Origin of the sequence: Novosphingobium ovatum (genome assembly GCF_009909235.1) — a bacterium.
GTDB classification, from domain to species: Bacteria; Pseudomonadota; Alphaproteobacteria; order Sphingomonadales; family Sphingomonadaceae; genus Novosphingobium; species Novosphingobium ovatum.
This window is the reverse complement of sequence record NZ_JAAAPO010000001.1, coordinates 535,061-558,980: the sequence shown is the minus strand read 5'-3', so window position 1 is coordinate 558,980 and position 23,920 is coordinate 535,061. Positions and strand designations below refer to the sequence as shown.

The following is a 23,920-nucleotide window of genomic DNA, read 5'->3' as shown; positions in this document are numbered from 1 at the left end:
CTGATGCGCCTGACATTGACCGACGTACAGGACGCTGGCTGCATGCAAACGATACGCGCGCAGCTGCTGGACGCTTTGGCGCAGGACGCGCCGATCGAGATGGATCTGACCGGCGTGACGCGGATCGATCTGGCCGCGATCCAGTTGATCGAATCCGCCCGCCGTCAGGCGGTGGGCACTGGCCAACCCTTTACCCTTGCCGAACCGACCCCCGCCTGCCTGCGCAACACGCTCAAGCTGGCGGGCTTTAATCATGCGGCCGATCCGGCCCTGCGCGCTTTCTGGTTTAACGGAGACCCCCAATGACCGCCTCGATCCTGACCGTCGATGACAGCGCCAGCGTGCGTCTGGCCATGCGCATCGCGCTGACCGGCGCGGGCTATACCGTCACCGAGGCCGCCGATGGCAGCGAAGGGTTGGCCAAGGCGCGTCAGGCCCGGTTCGACATGATCGTCACCGATCTGAACATGCCGCGCATGGATGGCCTCTCGATGATCCGCGAGATCCGCAAGTTGCCCAATCAGGCGGGCGTGCCGATCATCTTTGTCACCACCGAAAGCGACGATGGCATCAAGGCACAGGCCAAGGCAGCCGGCGCCACCGGATGGCTGGTCAAGCCGTTCCAGCCCGACCAGATGATCAAGACCGCCAAGCGGGTGCTGGGCCGGTGAGCGATCAGGACGAACAGATCACCGCCTTTCTGGTCGAGGCGGAAGACGTACTGGACCAGACCGAACAGGCGCTGCTGGACCTGGGTTCAAACCTGGGTAATGGCGATCTGGTCGACGCGGTGTTTCGCGGGCTGCACACGATCAAGGGATCGGGTGCCATGTTCGGTTTCAACGAACTGGCCGATTTCACCCACAAATGCGAAACCGCCTTTGACAAGGTGCGCAAGAATGTCGTGCCCGCGACCGGCGAACTGGTTTCGGTCATTCTGGCGGCCTGCGACCATATGCGGGCCATTCTGGCCGGTGACGCCAATGAATCGCGCGGACGCGCCATTCTGGGCAACCTGTCCGAAGCCATGGAGGCGGCCAGCTTTATCGACGCGCCTGTCGCCCTGCCACAAGGCCAGTCGGGCTGGCATCTGACATTCCGCTTGCCGCCCGGCGCGCTGGGCACAGGGGCGCAACCGCTCTCGATGCTGGCCGAACTGGCCGACATGGGCGACGCGCGGGTGATGGCCCTGACCGATGCCATCCCCCCGCTGTGTGATCTGGATCTGGGTGAATATTACATCGGCTGGGACATCACGCTGGTCGGACCGATTTCCCGCGATCAGATCGAAGATGTCTTTCTGTTCATGGCCGATGACATGGACATGTCGTTGGTCCCGTTGGCCGAGGAGGGCGCGATGAGTGAGGTCCAAACCCCTACCCCGGCTGCGGAAACCTCTGCCCCGGTCGCGGACGCCGCGCCCGCCCCTGCCGCCCCAGCGATCAATGTCCCCGCCCTGCCCGACCATGCCGAAGCCGCGCCCGCCGACAGCGGTCCGCGCGGGGCCGACCCGATGGCCCGGCAAGCCGCCGCCATGGCCGAAACCGTGCGCGTGCCCGCCGACCGTCTGGACGAGCTGATGAACCGCGTGGGCGAACTGGTCATCGCGCAAAGCCGCCTGTCACAATTGGCGGGGCTGTCCGATGATCTGGCGCTGCGTTCCGTGGCCGAGGAAATGGAGCGTCTGTCCGGCGACCTGCGGTCCACCACGATGGTGCTGCGCATGGTGCCGGTGTCGCAATTGTTCAGCCGTTTCCGCCGCTTGGTCCACGATCTGGCGCGCGAAACCGGCAAGGGCATCGAACTGGTCACCGAAGGCGAAACGACCGAAGTGGACAAGACCGTGGTCGAGCGCCTGTTCGATCCGCTGGTCCATATCATCCGCAACAGTTGCGACCACGGGCTGGAAGACGCGGCCGCGCGTGCCGCCAGTGGCAAGCCGGCCAGTGGCACCGTGCGGCTGATGGCACATCAGGCGGGCGGTCAGGTGGTGATCACCATCGCCGACGACGGGCGCGGCATCGACACCGCCCGCGTGCGTGCCAAGGCCGAAGCGCAGGGTCTGATCGACCCCAACGCCACCGTGTCCGAACAGGACATCATGCAACTGATCTTCCACCCCGGTTTCTCGACCGCGGCGCAGGTCACCAACCTGTCGGGCCGCGGCGTGGGCATGGACGTGGTCAAGCGCACGATCGAAATGCTGCGCGGCCAGATCGAGGTGCAGAGCCGCGCGGGCCAAGGCACCGAAATCGCCCTGCGCATCCCGCTGACGCTGGCCATTGTCGAAGGCCTGCTGGTGCGGGTGGGGCAACAGGTCTATGTCATCCCGCTCTCGGCGGTCGAGGAATGTCTGGAACTGAGCGGGGAGGACGACCGCCGCTCACGCGGGCGCAACCTGCTGACCATCCGCGACCGTCTGGTGCCGTTCCTGCGTTTGCGTGAGATGTTCTCGCCCAACGCGGTGGCCGACCTGTTCCAAAAGGTGGTCGTGGTCGCCAGCGGCGACACCCGCGTTGGTTTGGTGGTCGATCAGATCATCGGCAGCCACCAGACCGTCATCAAGTCGATGTCGCCCTTGCAGCATCAGGCCTCGGCCTTTGCCGGGGCGACCATTCTGGGCGACGGCACCGTCGCGCTGATCCTGGACATCGGCCACCTGCTGAACGTTGCCAGCCCCAAGGAGGAGCGGCTGCGCGCCGCCGGATAAGCCATGGACAAAACCGTGATCAATTGGGCCGAAGACGGCACGCTCGAAGCCTTGACCTTTGACATCGGCGGCGAAACCTTTGCTCTGGAGGCAACGCTGGTGCGCGAGATCCTTGATCCGCTGCCGGTAACGCATGTGCCCGGATCTGAACCGCTGGTGGGAGCGGTGGTGAATTTTCGCGGGCGGGTGATCCCGCTGGCGGATCTGCGCATGGCCTTTGGCATGGCGCATACGCCGCCCGGCCCTGACGCCCGCATCGTGGTGATCGAAATCAATCTGGACGACGAGCCGGTGTTGATCGGCCTGTCGACCGACCGCGTCAACGAAGTCACCAGCCTGTCGCGGCAGGACGCCGAACCGCCGCCCGAACTGGGGCTGAGCTGGCCGCGCGAAAATGTGCGCACGATGGTGCGCCGCGCGGGCGACGTGCTGCTGGTGCCTGATCTGGTGCGCATCTTTGGCCGCTGCCTCAAGGGCGCGGGCGATACCGCCGATTTCGCCCTTTCCGCCTGATCCGCCGCCTATTTCCGTATTTCCGTATTTCCGTATTTCCCGCCGGAGTCCTTTGTCATGCGCGCCACTATCAAGCTGAAACTGGCAGCCATCTTCACGATCCTGATCGTCATTCTGGTCAGCATCGTCGCGCTGTCGATTTCGCGTCTGAACAGTTTGAACAGCGAAATCACCGACATCATTGCCGGTCCTGTCAAACGGCTTGAACTGGCCCGCCATGTGCAAAGCAAGGTGAACCATGTCTCCTTACAGGAAAAGAACATGGCGCTGACCGATGATCTGGTGGCCACCGCCCGCTTTGCCGACGAAATGATGAAAGCGCGCGGCGAGGTGCAGCAATTGCTGACGCAGGGGATGACCCTGACCGATGACAAGGGCAAGCCGCTGTGGACGGGCCTGCAGCAAAAGTGGGCCGCCTTTACCCAGGTCAATGACCAGATCAACCGTTTGGCCAGCGCCAACAAGAATGCCGAGGCCGCGGCCCTGTCGATGGGCAAATCGCGCGAGTTGATCGACGACATCGCCACCGACGCTGGCGAGATCATCGCCATGACCGACGCCGGGCTGAAGGAGGCCGACGAGCGCACCAACGTCCTCTATGCTGAATCGCGCAACATCCTGATGATCAGCTCGGGGCTTGCCGTAATGGTGGGGATCGCGGGCGCGATCTGGGTGTCGCTGACGGTGTCGAACGGGCTCAAGCGGGCCGGTGAAGCGCTGGCGCTGATTGCCGAAGGCGATCTGGACACGCAGGTGCAGGTCAGCGGCAATGACGAAATCCGCGACCTGATCGATCAGGTGAACAGCATGGCCGACAACCTGCGCAAATCGGCCGATCTGGCAGAAACCATCGCCAATGGCGATCTGACCCGCGACCACAAGCCGCTGTCCGACCGCGACAAGCTGGGCCATGCGCTGGTGCAAATGGTCGAACGCCTGCGCGAGGTGCTGGGCAATACCGCCGATGTCGCCCAGCAGGTCGCCGCCGGCAGCCAGCAATTGTCGGCCACCGCGACGCAGATGTCGCAAGGCTCGACCGAACAGGCCGCCAGCACCGAAGAGGCCAGCGCCTCGATCGAGCAGATGGCCGCCAATATCAAGCAGAACGCCGACAATGCCGCGCAAACCGAAAAGATCGCCCGCCAGTCCTCGCGCGATGCCGAGATCAGCGGGAACGCGGTGCAAAACGCCGTCAGCGCCATGCGCACCATCGCCGAAAAGATCAGCATCGTGCAGGAAATCGCCCGCCAGACCGATCTGCTGGCGCTGAACGCGGCCGTCGAGGCGGCGCGGGCCGGCGAGCATGGCAAGGGCTTTGCCGTGGTGGCCAGCGAAGTGCGCAAACTGGCCGAACGCAGCCAGAGCGCGGCCGCCGAAATCAGCAGCGTGTCGGCCAGCACCGTGTCGGCCGCGACCGAAGCAGGCGAGATGCTGACCCGTCTGGTGCCCGACATCCGCCGCACCGCCGAACTGGTGGCCGAAATCAGCGCCGCCTGCCGCGAACAGGACATCGGCGCGGCCCAGATCAATCAGGCCATCCAGCAGCTGGACAGCGTGACGCAACAGAACTCGGCCGCGTCCGAGGAAGTGTCGAGCACCGCCGAGGCCCTGTCCGACCGGTCGGACCAGTTGCAGCAGAACATCAGCTATTTCCGCCTGTCGAATGCCCGCCCTGTAGCCGTCACCCGCGCCGCGCCGCGCGCCGCCGCCCCTGCCGCGCGCCGGGCCAAGGCGCGCCCGCCGATGGCCGCTCCCGCCCCCGCGCCCAGCCGCGCCGGATCGGTGGCGGATCAACAGGCCCGGGTGCGCGGCTTTGCGCTGGATCTGAACAACGGCGGCCCCGATGCCGAAGACAGCGAGTTCGGCCAGGTCGCCTGATCCCGCTCCAAATACGCACTGTTGCCTAGGAGGGCATGGGGCAAGCCTTGAAGCCTCTGTGCCATGCTCTCCTGACAAGCGCGACAGATCAGCCACCGCCCAGTGATGGTGCTGGCGGCCCGCACTGGAAAGTTATTGCCCATGATGAGCATAAAGAAAAAAAGTGCCATTGGGGGCGCCGTGGTGGTCGCGGCGATCCTGCTGACGATGGTGATTTCCGGCTTTGGCCTGAACCGCATCCGCATCGGCGGCCCGTTGCAGGCCCGCAGCGACCTGATCAACCTGTATATCGCCGATATTCTGCCGCCCTCGCAATATCTGGTCGAACCACAGATGAACGCGGCCTCGCTGCTGGTCGGGCCGGACGACTATGCCTTCCACCGCGATGAATTCGCCCGGTTGGAAAAGCAGTTCCGCGATGGCGCGCAAGGCTGGAAAAACTCGGCGCTGGATCAGGATATCCTGACCCAGGCCGAAAGCCAGTCGGTCGCTACCGCCAACCAATATTGGCAGGAAGTCGACACCAGCCTGCTGCCCGCCGCGCAAAAGGGCGACCGCGCCGCCATGCGCGCCAGTTTCGACCGGCTGGAAAAGCTGTACACCACCCAGCGCCAGCAGATCGACGCGATGACCACGCTGGCCAATCGCCGCAAGGGCGAGATCGAGGCCAATGCCTCCTCGACGCTGACCCTGGTGGTCGGGTTCCTGGCGGTCATGGCTTTGTTGATCCCGGCGATGGTGATCGGGCTGGTGATGTTCATGCGCCGCCTGGCGGTCAACCCGCTGCATGATGTGATCCACGCGGTCGACACGGTGGCCAATGGTGATCTGACACAGGATGTGGCCACGCCGCGCGACGATGAAATCGGCGAGGTGATGAACAAGATCCACGAGATGACGCTGCGCCTGCGCGATGTGTTGGGCACAACGGCCAATGTGGCCCAGCATGTGGCCGCCGGCAGCCACCAATTGTCGGCCACCGCGACCCAGATGTCGCAGGGCGCCACCGAACAGGCCGCCAGCGCCGAGGAAGCCAGCGCCTCGATGGAGGAGATGGCCGCCAACATCAAGCAGAACGCCGACAATGCCGCGCAAACCGAAAAAATCGCCCGCCAGTCGGCGCGCGACGCGGAAAACAGCGGGAACGCGGTGCAGAACGCCGTCAGCGCCATGCGCACCATTGCCGAAAAGATCGGCATCGTGCAGGAAATCGCCCGTCAGACCGACCTGCTGGCGCTGAACGCGGCCGTCGAGGCGGCGCGGGCCGGCGAGCATGGCAAGGGCTTTGCCGTGGTGGCCAGCGAAGTGCGCAAACTGGCCGAACGCAGCCAGAGCGCGGCCGCCGAAATCAGCGCCGTATCGGCCAGCACCGTTGCCGCCGCGACCGATGCGGGCGAAATGCTGACCCGCCTGGTGCCCGACATTCGCCGCACCGCCGAACTGGTGTCGGAAATCAGCGCCGCCTGCCGCGAACAGGACATCGGCGCGGCCCAGATCAATCAGGCGATCCAGCAACTGGACGCGGTGACGCAGCAGAACTCGGCCGCGTCCGAACAGGTGTCCACCACCTCCGAGGCGCTGTCCGACCGTTCCGAACAGTTGCAGCACAATATCAGCTTCTTCCGCATTGACAGCAACCAGCACGGCACGCCCGCCTGGAACAGCGCTCCCGCGCCCGCCCGGCGCGCGGCCGAGGGCCCTGTCCGCACCGCAGCGCCCGCCCGCCGCAAGCCCGCGCGCGCCACGTTCTCCACCGCACGCAGCGGCTCGATCGCGGATCAACAGGCCCGCGTGCGCGGCTTTGCATTGGATCTTAGCACCGGCGGCCCCGATGCCGAGGACGCCGAATTCGGGAAAGTGGCATGAACGCGACCACACACGCCCATTTTGACAACGCCACACAGGCCGGAGTTCAGGCTGTGGTTTTCGGCCTGCGCGCCGAAAGCTTTGCCCTGCCGGTGACCATGGTGCGCGAAATCCTGGACCATACGCCCGCCTTTCGCATGCCCGGCGCGCCCGAATGGGTGCTGGGGATCATCGATGTGCGCGGGACATCCATGCCGGTGATCGATCTGGGGCTGCGGCTGGGGCTGGGCCTGACAGAGGTCACGCTGGCCACCCGCGTGCTGGTGATCGACCTGCCGCAGGGCGGGACCGGCGCGCCCGTGCCGGTGGCGTTGCTGGTCGACCGGGTGGTGGATGTCTGCGACTTTGCCCCCGCCGTGATCGAGCGCCTGCCCGAAGTCGGCAGCCGCTGGCAGGCCGATTATGCCCGCGCGGTGATGCGGCGCGACAGCGGCTTTGTCGTGCTGCTGGATGCGGGCGCGATCTTTGGCGACGGGTCCGATTTGCCGATTTTGGCGCACAACGATTCGGCGGCTACGCACTGATGGCACGTAACGCCCCCCTTTCGATCAACATTGCCGATCCCGGCGGCGAAGCCATGCCGGGCCTTTCGCCAGCGAATTTCGAACGTCTGTCCGACTTTATCCGCAGCCAGGCGGGCATCCTGATGCCGCATTCCAAACAAACCCTGCTGGAGGGCCGCCTGCGCCGTCGTATACGTGAAACCGGCCATGAAACACTGGACGATTACACAGATTGGGCCTTTGGCGAAGGGCGGGCAAACGGCGAGATGACGCATTTGATCAATGCCGTCACCACCAACAAGACCGATTTCTTTCGCGAGCCGGCCCATTTCGACTTCATCCGCGAAGTTGTCCTGCCCGATTTTCTGGCACGCGGGCAACAGGCGGTGCGGGTGTGGAGCGCGGCGTGCTCGACGGGGGCGGAACCCTATACGCTGGCGATGGTGCTGGACCAGTTTGCCGAAACGCATGGCGGGCCCAATTTTGGCCTGCTGGCCACCGACATCGACACCGATGTGCTGGAGACCGCCCGGCGCGGGGTCTATCCCTGGCAGATGTTGCAGGACGTGCCGGTGGCCCTGCGCCAGCGCTATGTGCTCAAGGCCTCGGCGCCCAAGCGGCAGGAGGGGCGGGTGATTGCCGATCTGCGCGCGGCGGTGGGGTTTGCCCGGCTGAACCTGTGCGACGCGGCCTATCCGGTGGGTGATCCCATGGACATCATCATGTGCCGCAACGTCCTGATCTATTTCGACAAAGCCACCCAACGCAAGGTCGTTTCGCAATTGGCGCAATGCCTGCGTCCGGGCGGCTATCTGTTTCTGGGCCACGCGGAATCGGCCGCCGGTGAAGGCGTTGGCCTGACCGCGCTGGGCAATACCGTGTACCAGCGGCCATAAGGGAGGGGGAACAGATGGCACGTATCCATGCCCTGGTAATCGACGACAGCGCCAGCGTGCGCCAGGCGATGACCACCATCCTGAGCGCCGATCCCGACTTTGACGTCCAAACCGCCAGCGACCCGATCGTTGCCGCCCGGCTGATCCGCGACCGCGTGCCCGATGTCATCACGCTGGACGTGGAAATGCCCCGCATGGACGGCATCACCTTCCTGCGCAAACTGATGGCGCAATGCCCGGTCCCGGTGGTGATGTGTTCCTCTTTAGTAGAAGAGGGCACCGAGACGCTGTTTCAGGCGCTGGAAGCGGGCGCGGTGGACATCATCCTGAAACCGCGCATGGGGGTGGCTGATTCGTTGATGGAGGCGCACCAGCGCATCCGCGACACCGTGCGCGCCGCCGCCCGCGCCCGCCCGCGCAGCCGCCCGCACCACGAAATCCGCACGCCCCCGCCCAAGCTGTCGGCCGACGCGGTGCTGCCTCCGCCCACCGGCCGCGCGATGAGCCGCACCACCGAAATGGTCGTGTGCATCGGCGCCAGCACCGGCGGCACCGAGGCCCTGCGCGAGGTGCTGGAGGCGCTGCCCGCCAACAGCCCCGGCATCGTCGTGGTCCAGCACATGCCCGAAAGCTTTACCCGCGCCTTTGCCCGCCGCCTGAACGATTTGTGCGAGGTGGACGTCAAGGAAGCCGAGGACGGCGACACGGTGATGCGCGGCCATGTGCTGATCGCGCCGGGCGGATTGCGCCACACCATGCTGGAACGCCAGGGCGCGCGCTATGTCGTCTCGGTCAAGGAAGGGCCGCTGGTCTCGCGCCACCGCCCCTCGGTCGATGTGCTGTTCCGGTCGGCCGCGCGCAATGCCGGGGCCAATGCTGTGGGCGTGATCATGACCGGCATGGGCGATGATGGCGCCAAGGGCTTGCTGGAAATGCGGCAGGCCGGCGCGCGCACCATCGCGCAGGACGAGGCCAGTTGTGTCGTGTTTGGCATGCCGCGCGAGGCAATCGCGGCCGGTGCTGCCGAGAAAATCTCTCCCTTGTCGCACATCGCGCGCGACCTCTTGTTGATGGCGAACCGCTGATGGCCTCTCTCCCCCTGCCCTACACCGCCTTTGACGACGAGCCGCAACTGGCGCTGGGCGATGCACGCACGCAACTGGCGCAGATCGCCGCCGGTCTGGACCAGCGTTTCGTCCACAGCGGTGAGGCGCTGGCCCGCTCGGTCGACAGCATCCGCACCCTGCTCTCGGGGCTGGAGGAAACCGCCGAAGCCCTGTCCCCCACACAGGCCGGGGCGGCAGTGTCGCATCTGCGCAACGCGGCAGAGCAATTGGCGCAAATGCCCACCGCCCTGCGCGCGCGCGATGCCGATCTGGGCCGGGTGGCGACGATCTCGACCCAGTTGCGCGGACAGGTGGCCGATATCCAAAAGATGCTCGTGATGCTGGGCATCTATGGCATGAACATCAAAATCGCCGGGGCTGGCGGCAATTTCCGCATCTTTGTCGATGACATGAGCAGCCGGTTGAAAATCGGCGAGGCTGAATTGTCCCAATTCGCCAAGCGCCTGAGCGCGATCACCGCCAGCGTCGCCCAGGTGCGCAAGGTGGACGCCAACCTGCTGGCCAGCCAATCATCGGGCAGCGATGGCGTGCCCGTCCACATCCAGCGCTGCGCCGACCGGCTGGGCGCGCATGTCGAGCGCGTGTCAGGTAGCGCGGCGGCCTTGATGCGCATCACCCGCGATGTCGAAATGGCCGTGGGCGGCGTGTTGACCGCCATTCAGGTGGCCGACAGCACCCGCCAACGCATCGAACACGCAGTGGGCGCGATTGACGTGCTGCGCGGGGCGCCTGCGGGCATGGCATCGGCCGCGCGGGTGGCCGCGCTGATTTCGGCGCAGATCGCCATGGCCGGGCGCGATTACACCGAACAGGCGCGGCAATTGACCGGATCGCTGGAACGGCTGACCCGCACCAGCGCCGACCTGGCCCAACTGGCGCGCAGTGGCGCGGGGCTGACCAAAGGGGCCGAAGGCGGCGAGGCGCTGCGCGATCTGGAAGGCCGCATCGTCGACATCGACCGCATGACCGGCGACCTGCGCGCCAGCGTGGCGCGGTCGGGTGAAATGGCGCAATGTATCGGCGAAGGCATCGAGGACCTGCGCCTGCGCCTGGAAAGCATCGACCAGATCGTGCGCGACGTCAAAGAAATCGCCATCAACACCCGCCTGCTGTGCCGCCGCGAGCGCGAGGCAGGGCAAGCCGTGGCCGTCATCGCCGTCGAAGTCGCGCAACAGGCCAAAGTATTACAAGAAATCGCCAACAACATCGACGGCGCGATCGCCGAATTCGGCATGTTGAACGACCATTTGCGGCTGCGCGACGAAACCAGCCTGAACACGGATCTGGGCGTGGTGCTGGCCGAAGCCTTGCAGGTGGTGCGCGCCGCCGTCGAGCGCGGCAACCAGTCGATGGACGCGCAGGGCGCACGCACCCGCGCGCTGCTGGAGGAACTGGACGTGGCGACCGATGGCGTCGCGCAGGACCTGTCGCTGGGCGGGCAATTGGCCCAGTTGAGCCAAGCCATCGACGCGGCCCCCGCCGCTTTGGACCAGGATGGCGCCTGCGACTGGCTGCGGCAGGCGCTGACCCGGATCAGCGCGCTTTACACCATGGCCGCCGAGCGCGAGGTACACGCCCGGTTCTGCCCGCCGGGCATGGGGCTGGCGGCGCCCGTCCTGGCCAGCAAGTGGGCCCCCGCCAACGCAACGGCGGCGGACGAGGATGGCCTGTTTGATTCTAATGATGCCGACGCGGACACCGACGAGGACGGTCTGTTCTGAGCGCCGCACCAAAAACCACCAATACGGTTGCTCACTAAGCAAATTACGAACCCATTCAGCCAAGACGCTAGGCACCGCGCCTTGTCACGCCCGCGTGACGGCCCATTGCCGCACGACAATGCCCCTATCATGCGGCAATTGCCCGGATGCCCCTCACCGGCGGCCGGCATGGATGGCCAACAACCAAAGAACCATTTTCATTCAAATACCTGAATACCCCGAACGGCCACCACGACAGCGACATCCGGCGCAATTCACGCCCATGAATTACCAAACAGGTGCCATCTCACCCGCCTTGCACACCAAAAAACCTCTCGCATCTGCGGAAAAATTTACGTTCTCCATATAGACGGGAGCACGCAAATACGTGTATGTACTGATCCATCAATTCATGGAGACATCCTCATGGCTACTCATCTGCTGATCGCTTTGGCGGCGTCGAGCCTGACGGTTCCGGGGGCTGCCTCCGATACCCGTTCGGCACAGGCTCTGCCCACCGCCCGTACCAATCTGGCCGCCGTCGCGGCTGTTGCCCGGTGCGAAGCCGCGGCCAAGACCGCCGCTGCCAAGCGCGCCTGCGCCGTCTCGAGCTCCAATGCCGATTTGCTCAAGCCCAAGGGCGCAGGCAGCTTGGTCGGGCAGCCGTCGCCGCCGCCCCCCATCAACCCCGTCACGGCCTTCACCGTAGTATCGTCGGCGACCACCTTGGGGCTGACGATCAACAATACCTTCAAACAGTGCAACTACGCCAACTCGACCTGCTAAGCGGGGACGCGTGGTCGGCTGACACGGTTGGCCACTGACATAAAAAGGGCTCCCGGTTCACACCGGGGGCCTTTTTTATTGGCCGCCTTGCGCGCAGGCACGATGCGCCGTGTTGATGCGCCGATAACGCCGCCTTATTGTAGTCATTGACAACAAAATCCACACGCCAAGGCCATAGCTGCACTTGGTCAGGGCGCAGGCATTCCTGCCCATGCACGGCAACGCCCAAGCCCCGCGTGACGCAGATCGACGTTACCGCCAGACGCCGAATCCAGCCGGGATGAATCGTCTGGAAGGGGTGGGGGGAACGCCCCCTCAATCCATGTGTTTCAAACCAACCCGCAGGTAATCCCAGCCGGTGATCAGCGTCAGACCCGCCGCCGCCCACAGCGTGGTCAGCCCCACCGTATGCGGCAGGTTGAACGTGAACCCACCCAGCGTCAGGGTCCACCACGGCATCCCCTGCCCCAGAATCAGCGCGCCAAGGCAAATGATCTGGAACGTCGTCTTCCACTTGGCCAGTTTGGACACCGGCACCGACACCTGAATGCCGCCCAGAAATTCGCGCAGACCCGATACCGCGATTTCCCGCAACAGGATGATCAGCCCGGCAATCACATGCAATTCATCCACATAGGGGCCGGTCAGCACGCCCTTGGCGGTCAGCACCAGAATCACGGCGGCGACCATGATCTTGTCGGCAATGGGGTCCAGAAACACGCCCAGCTTGCTGACGGCGCCTTGCGCGCGGGCCAGATAGCCGTCGAAATAATCGGTCACCCCCATCAGCGAATAGACGCCAAAGGCCACCAGATAGCCAAGGCGCCATTCTGGCCACCATAAAAGCCAGACAAGAACCGGAACGGTGACGATTCGCGACAGGGTGAGCAGGTTGGGCAATGTCAGCATGGCCGAATCGCCATAGCGCCTAATCGCTGTGCGAAAAAGACACGGCGAATGCCTCTTGCCCGTAACAATTCACACGCTAGGACAACCCGCAAGAGAGGCCCGGTGGCGCAAGCCCTCGGACACCAAAGGGTAAGCGCACACACATGACCACATCGACACATCTGCTCCGTCGGCGCCGTTTCCTGCCGCTGTTCGTGACGCAGGCGCTGGGGGCGTTCAACGACAACCTGTTCAAGAACGCGATGGTGTTCTTCATGGTCTATGGCGTGTTCAATTCCGAAAAGGACGAGGCGACCTTTTCCGGCGTTGCGTCGGGCGTGTTCATCCTGCCGTTTTTCCTGTTGTCGGCGCTGGCGGGCCAATTGGCCGACATGCGCGACAAGGCGATGATCGTCCGTTACGTCAAACTGGCCGAAATCGGCATCATGAGCGTGGGCGCTGCCGGGCTGTTGCTGGCCTGGAAAGGCATTCTGGTGCACGCTTTGGCGATGCCGCTGATGCTGGCCGCGCTGCTGGGCATGGGGGTGCATTCGACCTTTTTCGGGCCGATCAAATACGCCATCCTGCCGCAACACCTGAAACAGGAAGAAGTGCTGGCAGGGACCGGACTGGTGGAGGCGGGGACCTATCTGGCGATTCTGGCAGGCACGATTCTGGCCGGGTTCGTCCCGGTGGAATGGGCCGCAGGCCTGGTCGTGGGCGTGGCGGTGATCGGCTATTTCGCTGGGCGACAGGTGCCCGCGGCCCCGCCCGTGATCGCCGCCGAACCGCTGGATTACCACCTGCTGCGCGCGCCCGTCCAACTGGTGCGCAACACCATGCATGACCGCCGCGTGTTTCTGGCCATTCTGGCGATCAGCTTTTTCTGGACGGTCGGCGCGGTGTTGTTCATCGAATTCCCGCTGCTGGCCAAAAACGTGCTGTGCGCCAGCAAGGAAGTCGCCAGCCTGTTTCTGGTGATCTTCTCGATCGGGGTGGCGCTGGGGTCGGTATCGATCAACGCGCTGCTGCGGGGCAAGGTCTCGGCGCGCTATTCGCCGGTTTCGGTGCTGGTAATGGGCTGTTTCATCGTCGCGTTCGAACATGTCTGCGGGCTTTGGCAGGCGCTGCCCGGTGGCCAGTTGATGGACATCCAAGGCTTTATCCACCACCCGCAAATGTGGATGCTGGTCGGCACGCTGGGCGGGATCGCGGTGGCAGGCGGCATGTTCGTCGTGCCGCTCTATGCCTTCCTGACGACCTTTGTCGACAAATCGCAGACCGCCCGCACGATCGCTGCCAACAACATCGTCAACTCGGGCGCAATGGTGGTGGGCGCGGCGCTGGCGGTGGCTCTGTCGGCGGCGGGCATTTCGGCGGTTCAGCAATTGCTGATGGCAGCAGGGATGTGCCTCATTTCGGCGTGGCTGGGCTGGCTGCTGTATCGCGCGGAAAAGGCGGCGGTCGCAGGCTGACCTTCCCACTCTGACACCAACGCAAAAGGGGCGCGCCGGATGATCGGCGCGCCCCTTTTTGCTGTGCCCTGTGGTGTGCGTATTACCAGATAAACGCGCTGATCGCCAGAAAACAGGCGCAATAGGCCAGCAGGAAATCGCGCCCGTCCTGCATCGTCAGCCGCATCGGTTGGCGCTGTGAGCGGTGAATGCGCCAGCGGCGGAACAATGCGTGATAGACCGCATGCCCATGCCGAGCAAAGCTGCCGCGCAATTCATCACCCGCATGGCGCGCCGCCTCGCCCATACGTTCGCTGTGGCTCAGCTCTGGCGCGGGGCGCAAAGTCACCGGCGCCGCGTCAGTGCGGATGTGGGCCGGCAGGGTTTGCCGAAAGGGGTGACGGGCGACCTCATCGCCAAGGACCAGCGCTCTTCTCATGCAGTCGGGCTTAAGGATTTGTTTACCAGCCCGAAACCATGCCGATTTGGTTAATCCGTCCCGAATTGCGACAAGCCGCGCGCCGCCCCATTGTGGGACAATGCGCGGCGCCCGCGTCATGCCTCGGACAGGGCCAGAATGTGGTCCCATTCGTTTGGCAAAACCACCCCCACCGACAGGCGCGACAGGCGGATCAGCTCCATCTCGGCCAGCGCGGGATCGGCCTTGATCTGCTTCAGGCTGACGGTGCGCTTCAGCTTGCGCACGGGCTTCACCTTGACGCAGGCCCAGCGGCCGGTTTCGTCAGTGGGATCAGGCAGGCCCGACTGGCTGATCTCGACGATCCCGACGATCTCCAGCCCGATGTTCGAATGGTAGAAAAACGCCAGATCCCCCACCTGCATCGCACGCAGATTGTTGGCGGCGCGGTGGTTGCGCACCCCGTCCCAGGTGCCCTCGCCCTCGGCCACCAGATCGTCATACGAATAGACATCGGGTTCCGATTTCATCAGCCAAAGGGATTTGATTTTGGTCATGCGCATTGGTCCCAAATCGCCTAAACAGGCAGCATTCAGGCGGCCATAACGCCTTAAACCACACAGGACCACCCCATGGATATCGCTGCCATTCCCGTTCTTTCACTGACTGATGATCCCGCCAGCTTTTCCGCCGCGATTGGCGCCTCGTTCCGCAATTTCGGCTTTGCCATGGTGCGCGATCACGGCATCGACGCGGATCTGATCGCGCGCGGCTGGGAATTGAACAAGGCGTTCTTTGCCCTGCCCGAGGAAGAAAAGCGGCGCTATTACAAGGCCGAAATCTTTGGCCAGCGCGGCTATACCCCGTTCAAGACCGAAATCGCCAAGGGCGCCGACCGCCACGACCTGAAGGAATTCTGGCATGTGGGCCGCGATCTGGCCCCCGGCAGCGCGCTGGCCGACAGCATGCCCGCCAATGTCTGGCCCGACCGCCCCGAAGGCTTTCACGAGGTGTTCAGCGCGCTTTATGCCGCGTTTGACGCGGCGGGCGCGACGATCCTGTCGCGCATCGCGGTGCATCTGGGGCTGGACGCGCATTGGTTTGATCCCGAAATCGCCGAGGGCAATTCGATCCTGCGCCTGTTGCACTACCCGCCGATCGAGGGCGCGACCGATGGCGCGATCCGCGCCGGCGCGCATGAGGACATCAACCTGATCACCCTGCTGCTGGGCGCCGAGGAAGCCGGGCTGGAGCTGTTGGCCAAGGACGGGACGTGGAAAAGCGTGGCCGTGCCGCCCGGCGCCATGGTCATCAACATCGGCGACATGCTGCAACGGCTGACCAACCACGTGCTGCCCAGCACCACCCACCGCGTGCGCAACCCCGATGCGCAGCGCGCCGCGCACAGCCGCTATTCGATGCCGTTCTTCCTGCATCTGCGCAGCGATTTCTGGTTCAAGACGTTCCCGCAATGCGTGTCGGCGGAAAACCCCGACCGCTACCCGGTGTCGATCACGGCCGATGACTATCTGAACGAGCGCCTGCGGGAGATCGGGCTGAAGAAATAGGGGTGTTCGGGGGCGGTGGTGCCTCCGGCGGGCAAAGGGCAATCGCCCTTTGCAATCCCGGGAATGTCGGCGTCGGTGGTTTTCCGCAGCCTTGCGCGGGGGCGCGGCGTGGCGGGAATTGAGGGCCGCTTCGCGACGAGGGTATGGCCGAAAGGTTGGGAGAGCGGAGGTCGCGCAACGCTAGCTACGGCTGAAAATGCTAGGAAGCTGCCCTTAGATGGAACAGAGTGGGTACATGAAATACAAACCCTACGATCTTGGAGTCTGGCTAGGCGACGTTGACGTCAATGTGCTTTCCGATGGTGAGGCAAATATTCTCGCGCAATTTGCCCCTTCCTCCGAGGAGGGGCTCGACCGGATCGCCAAGTGTTGGTGTCGCCCGCGCTTTGAGAGATGGAACGAGCTAAGCAGAGCCTCAATGCTCGCCATTCTATCGATGTCCAAAGATTGGAGCCGGGCACAACTCACCCCAATATTTGCAGAGTTTGCTTTTCCGGGAGCGGATATGGATTTTGGCCGCTTTGTAAAAGCTTTGAGGCGAGAGTTCCTGTAATAATAGTCCGCAACCGTTCAGCAGGCGATGTCAGCAACTGGGCGCTTGTTGCCACACTGGCAACGGCAGCTTTGACACCGCATCCGCAAGGCCCACTTCTTTTCCGCGAAGCGGTATAGCCCGCATCCACGCCGCAGCTTCACGCCACGCCGACCCCACACATCAACGCAGACATTATGGGGATTGTTAAGGGTGTAACACCCTTAACCCGCCGGAGGCCCCTTCCCCAAGCACGCAAAAAATCACCCCCCGCGCAACAGTTGCACGCCCCAGTCGCGTTCGAACAGGTACAGCAGCACGCGGGCGGCATCGGCGCGCGGGGCGCTGTCCAGCCCGCCCTGATGTTCGACCAGCAACCGCGCGTCGTCATGGGCGATGGGCAACAGGCGGGTGATCTGGTCCAGCGTCGCCACCCGAAAAGGCGTGTCGCCCGACTGCCGCGTGCCCAACAATTCGCCGCCGCCGCGCAGCCGCAGGTCTTCCTCGGCCAGACGGAACCCGTCCTGCGTCTCACGCATCAGCGCCAGACGCTCGCGGGCGATCTCGCTCAAGCCATCCCCGCGCAACAACAGGCAGGTGGATTTTTCACTGCCGCGCCCGACCCGCCCGCGCAATTGGTGCAACTGCGCCAGACCAAAGCGTTCGGCCTGCTCGATCACCATCAGCGTGGCGTTGGGCACATCCACCCCCACCTCGATCACGGTGGTCGCCACCAGCAATTTGGCCGCCCCGCTGGCAAAGCGTTCCATGGCCGCGTCCTTGGCCTCTGGCCGCATCTGGCCATGCACCAGCACCGCGTCATCGCCAAAACGCGCGGCCAGTTCGGCATGGCGAGCCTCGGCCGCAGCCAAATCGGCCATCTCGTTTTCGCGCACCATGGGGCACACCCAATAGGCCTGCTGCCCCGTGGCAAAATGGCGTGACAGGGCCGCCGCCACATCGTCCAGCCGTTCCGCTGCCACCACCCGCGTGTCGATTGCCTGCCGGCCGGGGGGCAGCTCGTCCAGCTTGGACACGTCCATCTCGCCATATTGGGCAAGGGTCAGCGTGCGCGGGATGGGCGTGGCGGTCATCGCCAGACAATGAGGCGTGCGGCGGCCCTTTTGCGTCAGGCTCAACCGCTGGCCCACGCCAAAGCGGTGCTGTTCGTCAATCACCACCATCGCCAGATTGCGGTACTGCACCGCCTCCTGAAAAATGGCGTGGGTGCCCACCACAATGTCGATGCTGCCGTCCAGCAGGCCCATCAGGATCGCCTCACGCGCGCGGCCCTTGTCACGGCCAGTCAGCAGGGCAATGGTAACGCCGGTCGGCGCGGCCATGCGGCGCAGCGTGTCGTAATGTTGACGCGCCAGAATTTCGGTCGGAGCCAACAGCGCGCCCTGCGTGCCCGCCTCCACCGCGATCAACAGGGCGGAGAGCGCCACCACCGTCTTGCCGCTGCCCACATCGCCCTGCAACAGGCGCAGCATGGGGGCAGACTGGGCCAGATCGCCCTCAATCTCGGCGATGGAGCGCGTTTGCGCGCCGGTCAGTTGAAACGGCAAGGCCAGACGCGCCCGCAGCCGCCCGTCGCCCACCAGCGCCTGCCCCGCGGCGCGGCGGTTGCGGCTGCGCACCAGCATCAGCGCCAGCGCATTGGCCAGCAATTCGTCATAAGCCAGCCGGTCGCGGGCCTCCTTGTGCTCCCCCCGATGGGCCTGCGTCATGGCGGTGTGCCAGTCGGGCCAGCCCATCCGTTCGACCAGCGCCGGATCGATCCATTCGGGCAATTGCGGCAAATGCGTCAATGCCTGCGCGATCAGTGCCGTCAGCCGCCCCTGCGTCAAGCCTTCGGACAGAGGATAGACCGGCTCGGTCAACTGGCCCAGACTCTGGCCCTCGCCCTGTGGGTTGACGTGATCGGGGTGGACGATCTGCAAGGATGGGCCAAACTGATCCAGCCGCCCCGCCACCCAGCGTTTTTCATTCAGCGGCAATTGTTTGCGTGCCCATCCCGAATTGCGCCCGAAATAGGTCAGGGCGCAAACCGCGCCCGCCGCGTCCTCGGCCATGACGCGAAAGGGCGCGCGGGCCGATCCCCCGCCGCGATATTCCACCGGGGTCAGGGGGATCACCACCTGTTCGCCCACGGTGGCCTCGGACAGGCAGGCAACCACGCGGCGATGCACGAAACGGTCGGGCAGATGGTAGGCCAGATCGCGCACCCGCGTCAGCCCCAGCTTGTCCAGCGGACGCTGCACCCCCGGCCCCACGCCCTTCAGGCTGGCGGCTTCGACAAACAGGGGGTTGAGCAGATCGGGACGCATAGTGCATCCGCCTTTAGCCCAGCGCGCGCGTTTCGCCACCCCATTGCCGCGCCCGCTTCCCCGACAAAAACCGCCAAATTTCCGCCGAATTGACTCAGCGCATGGAAAATCTGCCCAACAGCGCGCCCTATGGACCTCCCGGGCGGTAGAGGGTCCGGGTGGGGCAGGGAAAGCCCCCAAACCGGGCATTCCTTGCTGACAAGCAATGGAGAACATGAATGCTTTTGCCCCATGGCACCGTCATCGCCGTCATCGATGGCCGCAATTTCCACCTGTTTCGCAACAGCGGCGACGAGGCGACCCCGGAACTGACCGATCTGCCCGCGCCCAAGCTGGACACGCACAATCATTCGGCCGGCAGCCATCATGGCTCCACCGCAACCATGACCGAGGATTCGCACGCCATCGCCGCCGTCGAATGGTTGGCGCATGAAGTGCAGGGCCACCGGATCGAGCATCTGGTGGTGATCGCTCCGCCCCGCGCGATGGGCGAATTGCGCAAGCATTACACCAAGCCGCTGGAAAAGGCGTTGCTGGGCGAGGTGTCCAAGGATCTGTCGGGCCGCAAGGGGTCGGAGATTCTGGCCCAGCTGCGCGGTCGGTAAAGGGCTTCTTGCCAGAGAGGTGGCAGGGGCGGCGGAGCGCTGGAGAGTTGATCTGGCGCTCCGCTTGGCCTAGGCGCATTGGCCATGACCGACAGCACCACCGCCGCCAACGAAGCCCGTATCAAGCGCCTGCGTTTCCGCGCCTGGCATCGCGGCACGCGTGAGGCGGATTACATGATCGGCGGCTTTTTCGACGCCTATCACGCCAAATGGTCGGACGCGGAATTGACGTGGTTTGAAACCATGATCGAGGAAGAGGACGTCGACATCATGGGCTGGGCGCTGGGCACGCTGTCGATTCCGGCCGAATATCAGGGGCCGATGATGGAAGCCTTTTGCCGTCTGGACTATGTCGACGTGCGCAACGGCCCCACCGGGTTCGAGGGCCGCTGACCCCACCTGATGGGCGAAGGAACGGGGCGATGCCATGCGGCACCGCCCCTTTTTCATGCCTTTTTCGCCTTCTTGGCACTCACTTTTTCGCCTTCTTGGCGCTTACTTTTTCGCCTTCTTGGCGATGGCGCTCAGCCCCTTGGTCAACTGCAACAGGCCATGCAGCCGCGCCTTGGGATCGCCCCATGCGCGTTGCACCACCAGCTTGGAATCGGGGCGCAGCTTGATCGTGCCTTCCAGCCGCGCGGCATAGGCAAACAGCCCCGCCGGATCGGGGAAATGGTCGTTGTGGAACGCCACCAGCGTCCCCTTTGGCCCAACGTCGATCTTGGCGATATGCGCCTCGATGGCCTGCCGCTTGATGCGGATCAGACTCACCAGATTGGCGGTGGCGGTGGGCAACGGGCCAAAGCGGTCGATCATCTCGGCCGAGAGCGATTCGATTTCGCCCATGTCCTCGGCATCGTTCAGGCGGCGGTACAGCGCCATGCGCACCGCCAGATCGGGGACATATTCCTCGGGGATCATGATCGGCGCATCAACGGTGATCTGGGGCGAAAGGCCGCGCGTCGATTCACGCTCCAGCCCGAATTCGCCCGCCTTGGCCGCCAGAATGGCCTCCTCCAGCATCGACTGGTACAGTTCAAAGCCCACCTCGCGGATATGCCCCGACTGTTCATCGCCCAACAGATTGCCCGCGCCACGAATGTCCAGATCGTGGCTGGCCAATTGGAACCCCGCGCCCAGCGAATCGAGATCGCCCAGCACCTTGAGCCGCTTTTCCGCCGTTTCGTTCAGCACGCGCCCCGCAGGCGTTGTCAGATAGGCATAGGCGCGCAGCTTTGACCGGCCCACCCGCCCGCGCAGCTGGTACAATTGCGCCAGACCAAAGCGGTCGGCGCGGTGGATGATGATCGTGTTGGCCGAGGGAATGTCCAGCCCGCTCTCGACGATGGTGGTCGACACCAGCACGTCATATTTGCGCTCATAGAACGCGCTCATCCGCTCTTCCACCTCGCCCGGCGACATCTGGCCATGGGCGGCGATATATTTCACCTCGGGCACGGCGGCGTGCAACCAGTCCTCGATCTCGGCCATGTCGCTGATGCGGGGCACGACGATAAAGCTTTGCCCGCCGCGATGGTGTTCGCGCAGCAAGGCCTCACGCATGACCACCGGGTCCCATTCCATGACATAGGTGCGCACGGCCAAGCGGTCGACCGGCGGGGTCTGGATGGTGGACAGTTCACGCAGCCCCGACATCGCCATTTGCAACGTGCGGGGGATGGGCGTGGCGGTCAGCGTCAGCATGTGGACGTCGGCGCGCAACTGCTTCAGCCGCTCCTTGTGATTGACGCCAAAGCGTTGTTCCTCGTCGACAATCACCAGCCCCAACCGCTTGAACTGGACGTTTTTCGACAGGATCGCATGGGTGCCCACCACCACGTCCAGCGTGCCCTCGGTCAGGCCGGCGCGGGTGGCGCTGGCCTCCTTGTCCGGGACCAGACGCGACAGGCGGCCGACATTCAACGGGAACCCGGCAAAGCGCTCGGCAAAGCCGCGATGGTGTTGGCGCGCCAGCAGCGTGGTGGGCGCGACCACCGCCACCTGAACGCCCGCCATTGCCGCGACAAAGGCCGCACGCAAGGCCACCTCGGTCTTGCCAAAGCCGACGTCACCGCACACCAGCCGATCCATCGGGCGGCCCGATGCCATGTCCTCCAGCACATCGGCAATGGCCGCTTCCTGATCCTCGGTTTCCTGCCATGGAAAGCGGTCGCAAAAGGGCGCGAAACTGGCCGGATCGCTGTTCAGCACCATGCCCTGCTTCAACGCCCGCTGAGCGGCGGTTTTCAGCAATTCGTGGGCAATCTCACGGATGCGTTCGCGCAGCTTGGCGCGGCGCTTTTGCCATGCCTCCCCGCCCAGCCGGTCCAGCGCGGCGCCCTCGTGGTCGCTGCCATAGCGCGACAGCACGTCGAGGTTTTCGACCGGGATATACAGCTTGTCCCCGCCGGCATAGGTCAGCATCACACAGTCATGCGGACTGCCCCCGACCGGCACTGATTGCAGCCCCTCGTACCGGCCGATGCCGTGATCCATGTGAACCACCAGATCACCCGGCGTCAGCGCGGCCAGTTCCGCCAGGAAGGCATCGGCCGACTTGCGCTTTTTCTTGCGGCGGACCAGGCGGTCGCCCAGCAAGTCCTGCTCGGTCACCAGATCGATGTCGGCATTGGCAAAGCCGGTGTCGAGCGGCAGCACCACCGCCGCCACCCGGCCCCGCGCCGCCTGCCCCAGCGCCTCCTGCCAGCCATCGGCAGGCACGGGCGAAGGCAGGGCCAGTTCATGCGCGGCCTCGGCCAGAATGCTGGTGATGCGGGCACGGCTGCCATTGGAATAGCACGCCAGAATCGCCCGCCGCCCACCCTTGGCCGAAGCGGACAGATGGCGGATCGCGGCCTCATACACATTGTCGCCGCGCGCCCGTTCGGGGGCGAAATCACGCGCCCCGGCAAAGCCAAAGTCGATGACCGAACCGCTGTCCGGCTGGGCAAAGATGTCAGTGCGGTGGGCGCGGGCGTCGGCAATGCGCTGGGCCAGCTCGTCCTGTGTCAGATACAGCGCCTCGGGCGTCAACGGGCGGTACGTGCCCGCCGCGACGCCCTTGGCCCCCTGCCCGGCCTCGGCGCGGGCGGCGTGGTAATCGGCAATGTCGGTCAGGCGCTCGTCCGCCGCCGGTAGCGCCGATCCGTCCAGCACCACCAGATCGCCCGGCGCCAAGTGGTCAAACAGCGTGACCAGCCGGTCCTCCAGCAGCGGCAGCCAATGCTCCATCCCCGCCAGACGCCGCCCTTCTGAGACTGCCTGATACAGCGGATCGCCGGTGGCATTGGCGCCGAAACGGTCACGGTAGCGGGCGCGGAACCGCTTGATGCTGTCATCATCCAGCAGCGCCTCGCTGGCGGGCAGCAGCAGGTGCTGATCGACCGAACCAACGGTGCGCTGTGTATTCGGGTCAAACAGCCGCAGCGTCTCCAGCTCATCCCCGAAAAAGTCCAGCCGCAGCCCGTTTTCCAGCCCACTGGGGAAGATGTCAAAGATCGAGCCGCGCACCGCATATTCGCCCGCATCCGCCACGGTGTCAGTGCGGGCATAGCCGGCGCGGGCCAACAGGCCGGTCAGCGTCTCGCGGCCAACCTCCACCCCCGGTTTCAACAGACGCACCGATTCGCGGATGCGGAACGGCGTCAGTACCCGTTGCAGCACGGCATTGATCGTGGTGACCAGCAATTGCGGCCCGCCCGCCTTTTGCTGCAAGCGGTGCAAGGCGGCCAAACGGCGGGCGGAGATCGTCAGCGCCGGGCTGGCGCGGTCATAGGGCAGGCAGTCCCATGCCGGAAACTCGATCACCTCCAGTTCCGGCGCAAAGACATGGGCCGCGTCCGCTATGCCGCGCATCGCCGCATCGTCAGGCGCGATGAACACCGCGCGCGCCCCCTGATGCCCCACACTGCGCGCCAGATCGGCCAGCACCATCGGCTGTGCCCCTCGCGCCAGACCCGACAGCGTCAGCGGCGTCTGGGCGGACAGGATGCGGGTCATATCGGGCATGAACGGGGGCCTTGGATCAGAACGGGGATCAAAACGGGCGGAACAGGCGCAAAGCAGACCACCCGCCGCGCCGATTCGGCGGGCGGGGGACAATGCGTCCCCGTCCATAGACGAGGATCGCCAACATGGGAAACCAGC

At 64.7% G+C, this 23,920-nt stretch carries 21 protein-coding genes; 16 read left to right on the top strand and 5 right to left on the bottom strand.

All coding sequences use genetic code 11. The features are described 5' to 3' along the window. The first annotated feature begins 42 nt into the window (after positions 1-42). From GTZ99_RS02460 to GTZ99_RS02410, 11 genes are all read left to right on the top strand, one after another. Entirely contained in the window at positions 43-306 is a 264-nt protein-coding gene (locus tag GTZ99_RS02460) for an STAS domain-containing protein (protein ID WP_161716683.1), read from the top strand. Further along, the gene (locus GTZ99_RS02455; RefSeq protein WP_161716682.1) at positions 303-671 is read left to right on the top strand and encodes a response regulator; all 369 of its coding nucleotides are present in this window, start codon (positions 303-305) and stop codon (positions 669-671) included. The genes GTZ99_RS02460 and GTZ99_RS02455 overlap by 4 nt, the downstream gene beginning before the upstream one ends. Then, the gene (locus GTZ99_RS02450) at positions 668-2,710 is read left to right on the top strand and encodes a chemotaxis protein CheA (RefSeq protein WP_320076620.1); all 2,043 of its coding nucleotides are present in this window, start codon (positions 668-670) and stop codon (positions 2,708-2,710) included. The genes GTZ99_RS02455 and GTZ99_RS02450 overlap by 4 nt, the downstream gene beginning before the upstream one ends. 3 nt (positions 2,711-2,713) lie before the next feature. Then, positions 2,714-3,223, top strand: a complete 510-nt coding sequence (locus GTZ99_RS02445) for a chemotaxis protein CheW (RefSeq protein ID WP_161716680.1) — start codon at positions 2,714-2,716, stop codon at positions 3,221-3,223. 57 nt (positions 3,224-3,280) lie between these two features. Next, on the top strand, positions 3,281-5,101 hold the full coding sequence (locus GTZ99_RS02440; protein WP_161716679.1) for a methyl-accepting chemotaxis protein: 1,821 nt from the start codon (positions 3,281-3,283) through the stop codon (positions 5,099-5,101). Between the two features lie 144 nt (positions 5,102-5,245). After that, the gene (locus GTZ99_RS02435) at positions 5,246-6,967 is read left to right on the top strand and encodes a methyl-accepting chemotaxis protein (protein ID WP_161716678.1); all 1,722 of its coding nucleotides are present in this window, start codon (positions 5,246-5,248) and stop codon (positions 6,965-6,967) included. Continuing rightward, positions 6,964-7,491: a chemotaxis protein CheW gene (locus tag GTZ99_RS02430; RefSeq protein ID WP_161716677.1), complete on the top strand. Its 528-nt coding sequence runs from the start codon at positions 6,964-6,966 to the stop codon at positions 7,489-7,491. Before GTZ99_RS02435 ends, GTZ99_RS02430 begins: the two co-directional genes overlap by 4 nt. Next, complete coding sequence (locus GTZ99_RS02425; RefSeq protein WP_320076619.1) at positions 7,491-8,366, top strand: CheR family methyltransferase; 876 nt, start codon at positions 7,491-7,493, stop codon at positions 8,364-8,366. The genes GTZ99_RS02430 and GTZ99_RS02425 overlap by 1 nt, the downstream gene beginning before the upstream one ends. Positions 8,367-8,380: 14 nt before the next feature. Beyond that, entirely contained in the window at positions 8,381-9,451 is a 1,071-nt protein-coding gene (locus GTZ99_RS02420) for a protein-glutamate methylesterase/protein-glutamine glutaminase (protein WP_161716676.1), read from the top strand. Further along, complete coding sequence (locus GTZ99_RS02415) at positions 9,451-11,214, top strand: hypothetical protein (RefSeq protein WP_161716675.1); 1,764 nt, start codon at positions 9,451-9,453, stop codon at positions 11,212-11,214. Before GTZ99_RS02420 ends, GTZ99_RS02415 begins: the two co-directional genes overlap by 1 nt. Before the next feature lie 405 nt (positions 11,215-11,619). Continuing rightward, positions 11,620-11,979 (top strand): hypothetical protein, encoded by a 360-nt coding sequence (locus GTZ99_RS02410; RefSeq protein ID WP_161716674.1) that lies wholly within the window; start codon positions 11,620-11,622, stop codon positions 11,977-11,979. A 315-nt stretch (positions 11,980-12,294) separates the two neighbouring features. On the opposite strand, the gene pgsA is transcribed toward GTZ99_RS02410, so the two are convergent. After that, complete coding sequence (pgsA, locus tag GTZ99_RS02405; RefSeq protein ID WP_161716673.1) at positions 12,295-12,888, bottom strand: CDP-diacylglycerol--glycerol-3-phosphate 3-phosphatidyltransferase; 594 nt, start codon at positions 12,886-12,888, stop codon at positions 12,295-12,297. A 143-nt stretch (positions 12,889-13,031) separates the two neighbouring features. Here pgsA and GTZ99_RS02400 point away from each other — a divergent pair, with 143 nt between their 5' ends. Next, positions 13,032-14,342: an MFS transporter gene (locus GTZ99_RS02400; RefSeq protein WP_161716672.1), complete on the top strand. Its 1,311-nt coding sequence runs from the start codon at positions 13,032-13,034 to the stop codon at positions 14,340-14,342. A gap of 82 nt (positions 14,343-14,424) precedes the next feature. Here the strand turns inward: GTZ99_RS02400 and GTZ99_RS02395 are convergent, their stop codons facing one another. Both GTZ99_RS02395 and GTZ99_RS02390 read right to left on the bottom strand, forming a co-directional pair. Then, positions 14,425-14,760, bottom strand: coding sequence for a hypothetical protein (locus tag GTZ99_RS02395; RefSeq protein ID WP_161716671.1), 336 nt, complete (start codon positions 14,758-14,760; stop codon positions 14,425-14,427). A 116-nt stretch (positions 14,761-14,876) separates the two neighbouring features. Then, on the bottom strand, positions 14,877-15,269 hold the full coding sequence (locus tag GTZ99_RS02390; protein WP_264960535.1) for an EVE domain-containing protein: 393 nt from the start codon (positions 15,267-15,269) through the stop codon (positions 14,877-14,879). 102 nt (positions 15,270-15,371) lie between these two features. Between GTZ99_RS02390 and GTZ99_RS02385 the strand changes: the two genes are divergently transcribed. Together GTZ99_RS02385 and GTZ99_RS02380 are read left to right on the top strand one after the other, a co-directional pair. Next, complete coding sequence (locus GTZ99_RS02385) at positions 15,372-16,307, top strand: isopenicillin N synthase family dioxygenase (protein WP_161716669.1); 936 nt, start codon at positions 15,372-15,374, stop codon at positions 16,305-16,307. Positions 16,308-16,542: 235 nt separating this feature from the next. Next, positions 16,543-16,860: a hypothetical protein gene (locus tag GTZ99_RS02380; RefSeq protein ID WP_161716668.1), complete on the top strand. Its 318-nt coding sequence runs from the start codon at positions 16,543-16,545 to the stop codon at positions 16,858-16,860. Between the two features lie 242 nt (positions 16,861-17,102). Here GTZ99_RS02380 and recG read toward each other — a convergent pair whose 3' ends face one another. Then, complete coding sequence (gene recG / locus GTZ99_RS02375; protein ID WP_161716667.1) at positions 17,103-19,169, bottom strand: ATP-dependent DNA helicase RecG; 2,067 nt, start codon at positions 19,167-19,169, stop codon at positions 17,103-17,105. Between the two features lie 218 nt (positions 19,170-19,387). On the opposite strand from recG, the gene GTZ99_RS02370 reads away from it, so the two are divergent. Continuing rightward, positions 19,388-19,774: a host attachment protein gene (locus tag GTZ99_RS02370; protein ID WP_161716666.1), complete on the top strand. Its 387-nt coding sequence runs from the start codon at positions 19,388-19,390 to the stop codon at positions 19,772-19,774. An 84-nt stretch (positions 19,775-19,858) separates the two neighbouring features. Continuing rightward, on the top strand, positions 19,859-20,167 hold the full coding sequence (locus tag GTZ99_RS02365; protein WP_161716665.1) for an FAD assembly factor SdhE: 309 nt from the start codon (positions 19,859-19,861) through the stop codon (positions 20,165-20,167). Between the two features lie 102 nt (positions 20,168-20,269). Here GTZ99_RS02365 and mfd read toward each other — a convergent pair whose 3' ends face one another. Then, positions 20,270-23,782 (bottom strand): transcription-repair coupling factor, encoded by a 3,513-nt coding sequence (mfd, locus tag GTZ99_RS02360; RefSeq protein ID WP_161716664.1) that lies wholly within the window; start codon positions 23,780-23,782, stop codon positions 20,270-20,272. Positions 23,783-23,920 lie beyond the last annotated feature (138 nt).

What these genes read in the sequence shown, in the direction of transcription:
- GTZ99_RS02460 (WP_161716683.1), top strand. Translation starts at nt 43, where the DNA reads ATGCAAACGATACGCGCGCAGCTGCTGGACGCTTTGGCGCAGGACGCG.
- GTZ99_RS02455 (WP_161716682.1), top strand. Translation starts at nt 303, where the DNA reads ATGACCGCCTCGATCCTGACCGTCGATGACAGCGCCAGCGTGCGTCTG.
- GTZ99_RS02445 (WP_161716680.1), top strand. Translation starts at nt 2,714, where the DNA reads ATGGACAAAACCGTGATCAATTGGGCCGAAGACGGCACGCTCGAAGCC.
- GTZ99_RS02440 (WP_161716679.1), top strand. Translation starts at nt 3,281, where the DNA reads ATGCGCGCCACTATCAAGCTGAAACTGGCAGCCATCTTCACGATCCTG.
- GTZ99_RS02435 (WP_161716678.1), top strand. Translation starts at nt 5,246, where the DNA reads ATGAGCATAAAGAAAAAAAGTGCCATTGGGGGCGCCGTGGTGGTCGCG.
- GTZ99_RS02430 (WP_161716677.1), top strand. Translation starts at nt 6,964, where the DNA reads ATGAACGCGACCACACACGCCCATTTTGACAACGCCACACAGGCCGGA.
- GTZ99_RS02425 (WP_320076619.1), top strand. Translation starts at nt 7,491, where the DNA reads ATGGCACGTAACGCCCCCCTTTCGATCAACATTGCCGATCCCGGCGGC.
- GTZ99_RS02420 (WP_161716676.1), top strand. Translation starts at nt 8,381, where the DNA reads ATGGCACGTATCCATGCCCTGGTAATCGACGACAGCGCCAGCGTGCGC.
- GTZ99_RS02415 (WP_161716675.1), top strand. Translation starts at nt 9,451, where the DNA reads ATGGCCTCTCTCCCCCTGCCCTACACCGCCTTTGACGACGAGCCGCAA.
- GTZ99_RS02410 (WP_161716674.1), top strand. Translation starts at nt 11,620, where the DNA reads ATGGCTACTCATCTGCTGATCGCTTTGGCGGCGTCGAGCCTGACGGTT.
- pgsA (WP_161716673.1), bottom strand. Translation starts at nt 12,888, where the DNA reads ATGCTGACATTGCCCAACCTGCTCACCCTGTCGCGAATCGTCACCGTT.
- GTZ99_RS02400 (WP_161716672.1), top strand. Translation starts at nt 13,032, where the DNA reads ATGACCACATCGACACATCTGCTCCGTCGGCGCCGTTTCCTGCCGCTG.
- GTZ99_RS02395 (WP_161716671.1), bottom strand. Translation starts at nt 14,760, where the DNA reads ATGAGAAGAGCGCTGGTCCTTGGCGATGAGGTCGCCCGTCACCCCTTT.
- GTZ99_RS02390 (WP_264960535.1), bottom strand. Translation starts at nt 15,269, where the DNA reads ATGAAATCGGAACCCGATGTCTATTCGTATGACGATCTGGTGGCCGAG.
- GTZ99_RS02385 (WP_161716669.1), top strand. Translation starts at nt 15,372, where the DNA reads ATGGATATCGCTGCCATTCCCGTTCTTTCACTGACTGATGATCCCGCC.
- GTZ99_RS02380 (WP_161716668.1), top strand. Translation starts at nt 16,543, where the DNA reads ATGAAATACAAACCCTACGATCTTGGAGTCTGGCTAGGCGACGTTGAC.
- recG (WP_161716667.1), bottom strand. Translation starts at nt 19,169, where the DNA reads ATGCGTCCCGATCTGCTCAACCCCCTGTTTGTCGAAGCCGCCAGCCTG.
- GTZ99_RS02370 (WP_161716666.1), top strand. Translation starts at nt 19,388, where the DNA reads ATGCTTTTGCCCCATGGCACCGTCATCGCCGTCATCGATGGCCGCAAT.
- GTZ99_RS02365 (WP_161716665.1), top strand. Translation starts at nt 19,859, where the DNA reads ATGACCGACAGCACCACCGCCGCCAACGAAGCCCGTATCAAGCGCCTG.
- mfd (WP_161716664.1), bottom strand. Translation starts at nt 23,782, where the DNA reads ATGCCCGATATGACCCGCATCCTGTCCGCCCAGACGCCGCTGACGCTG.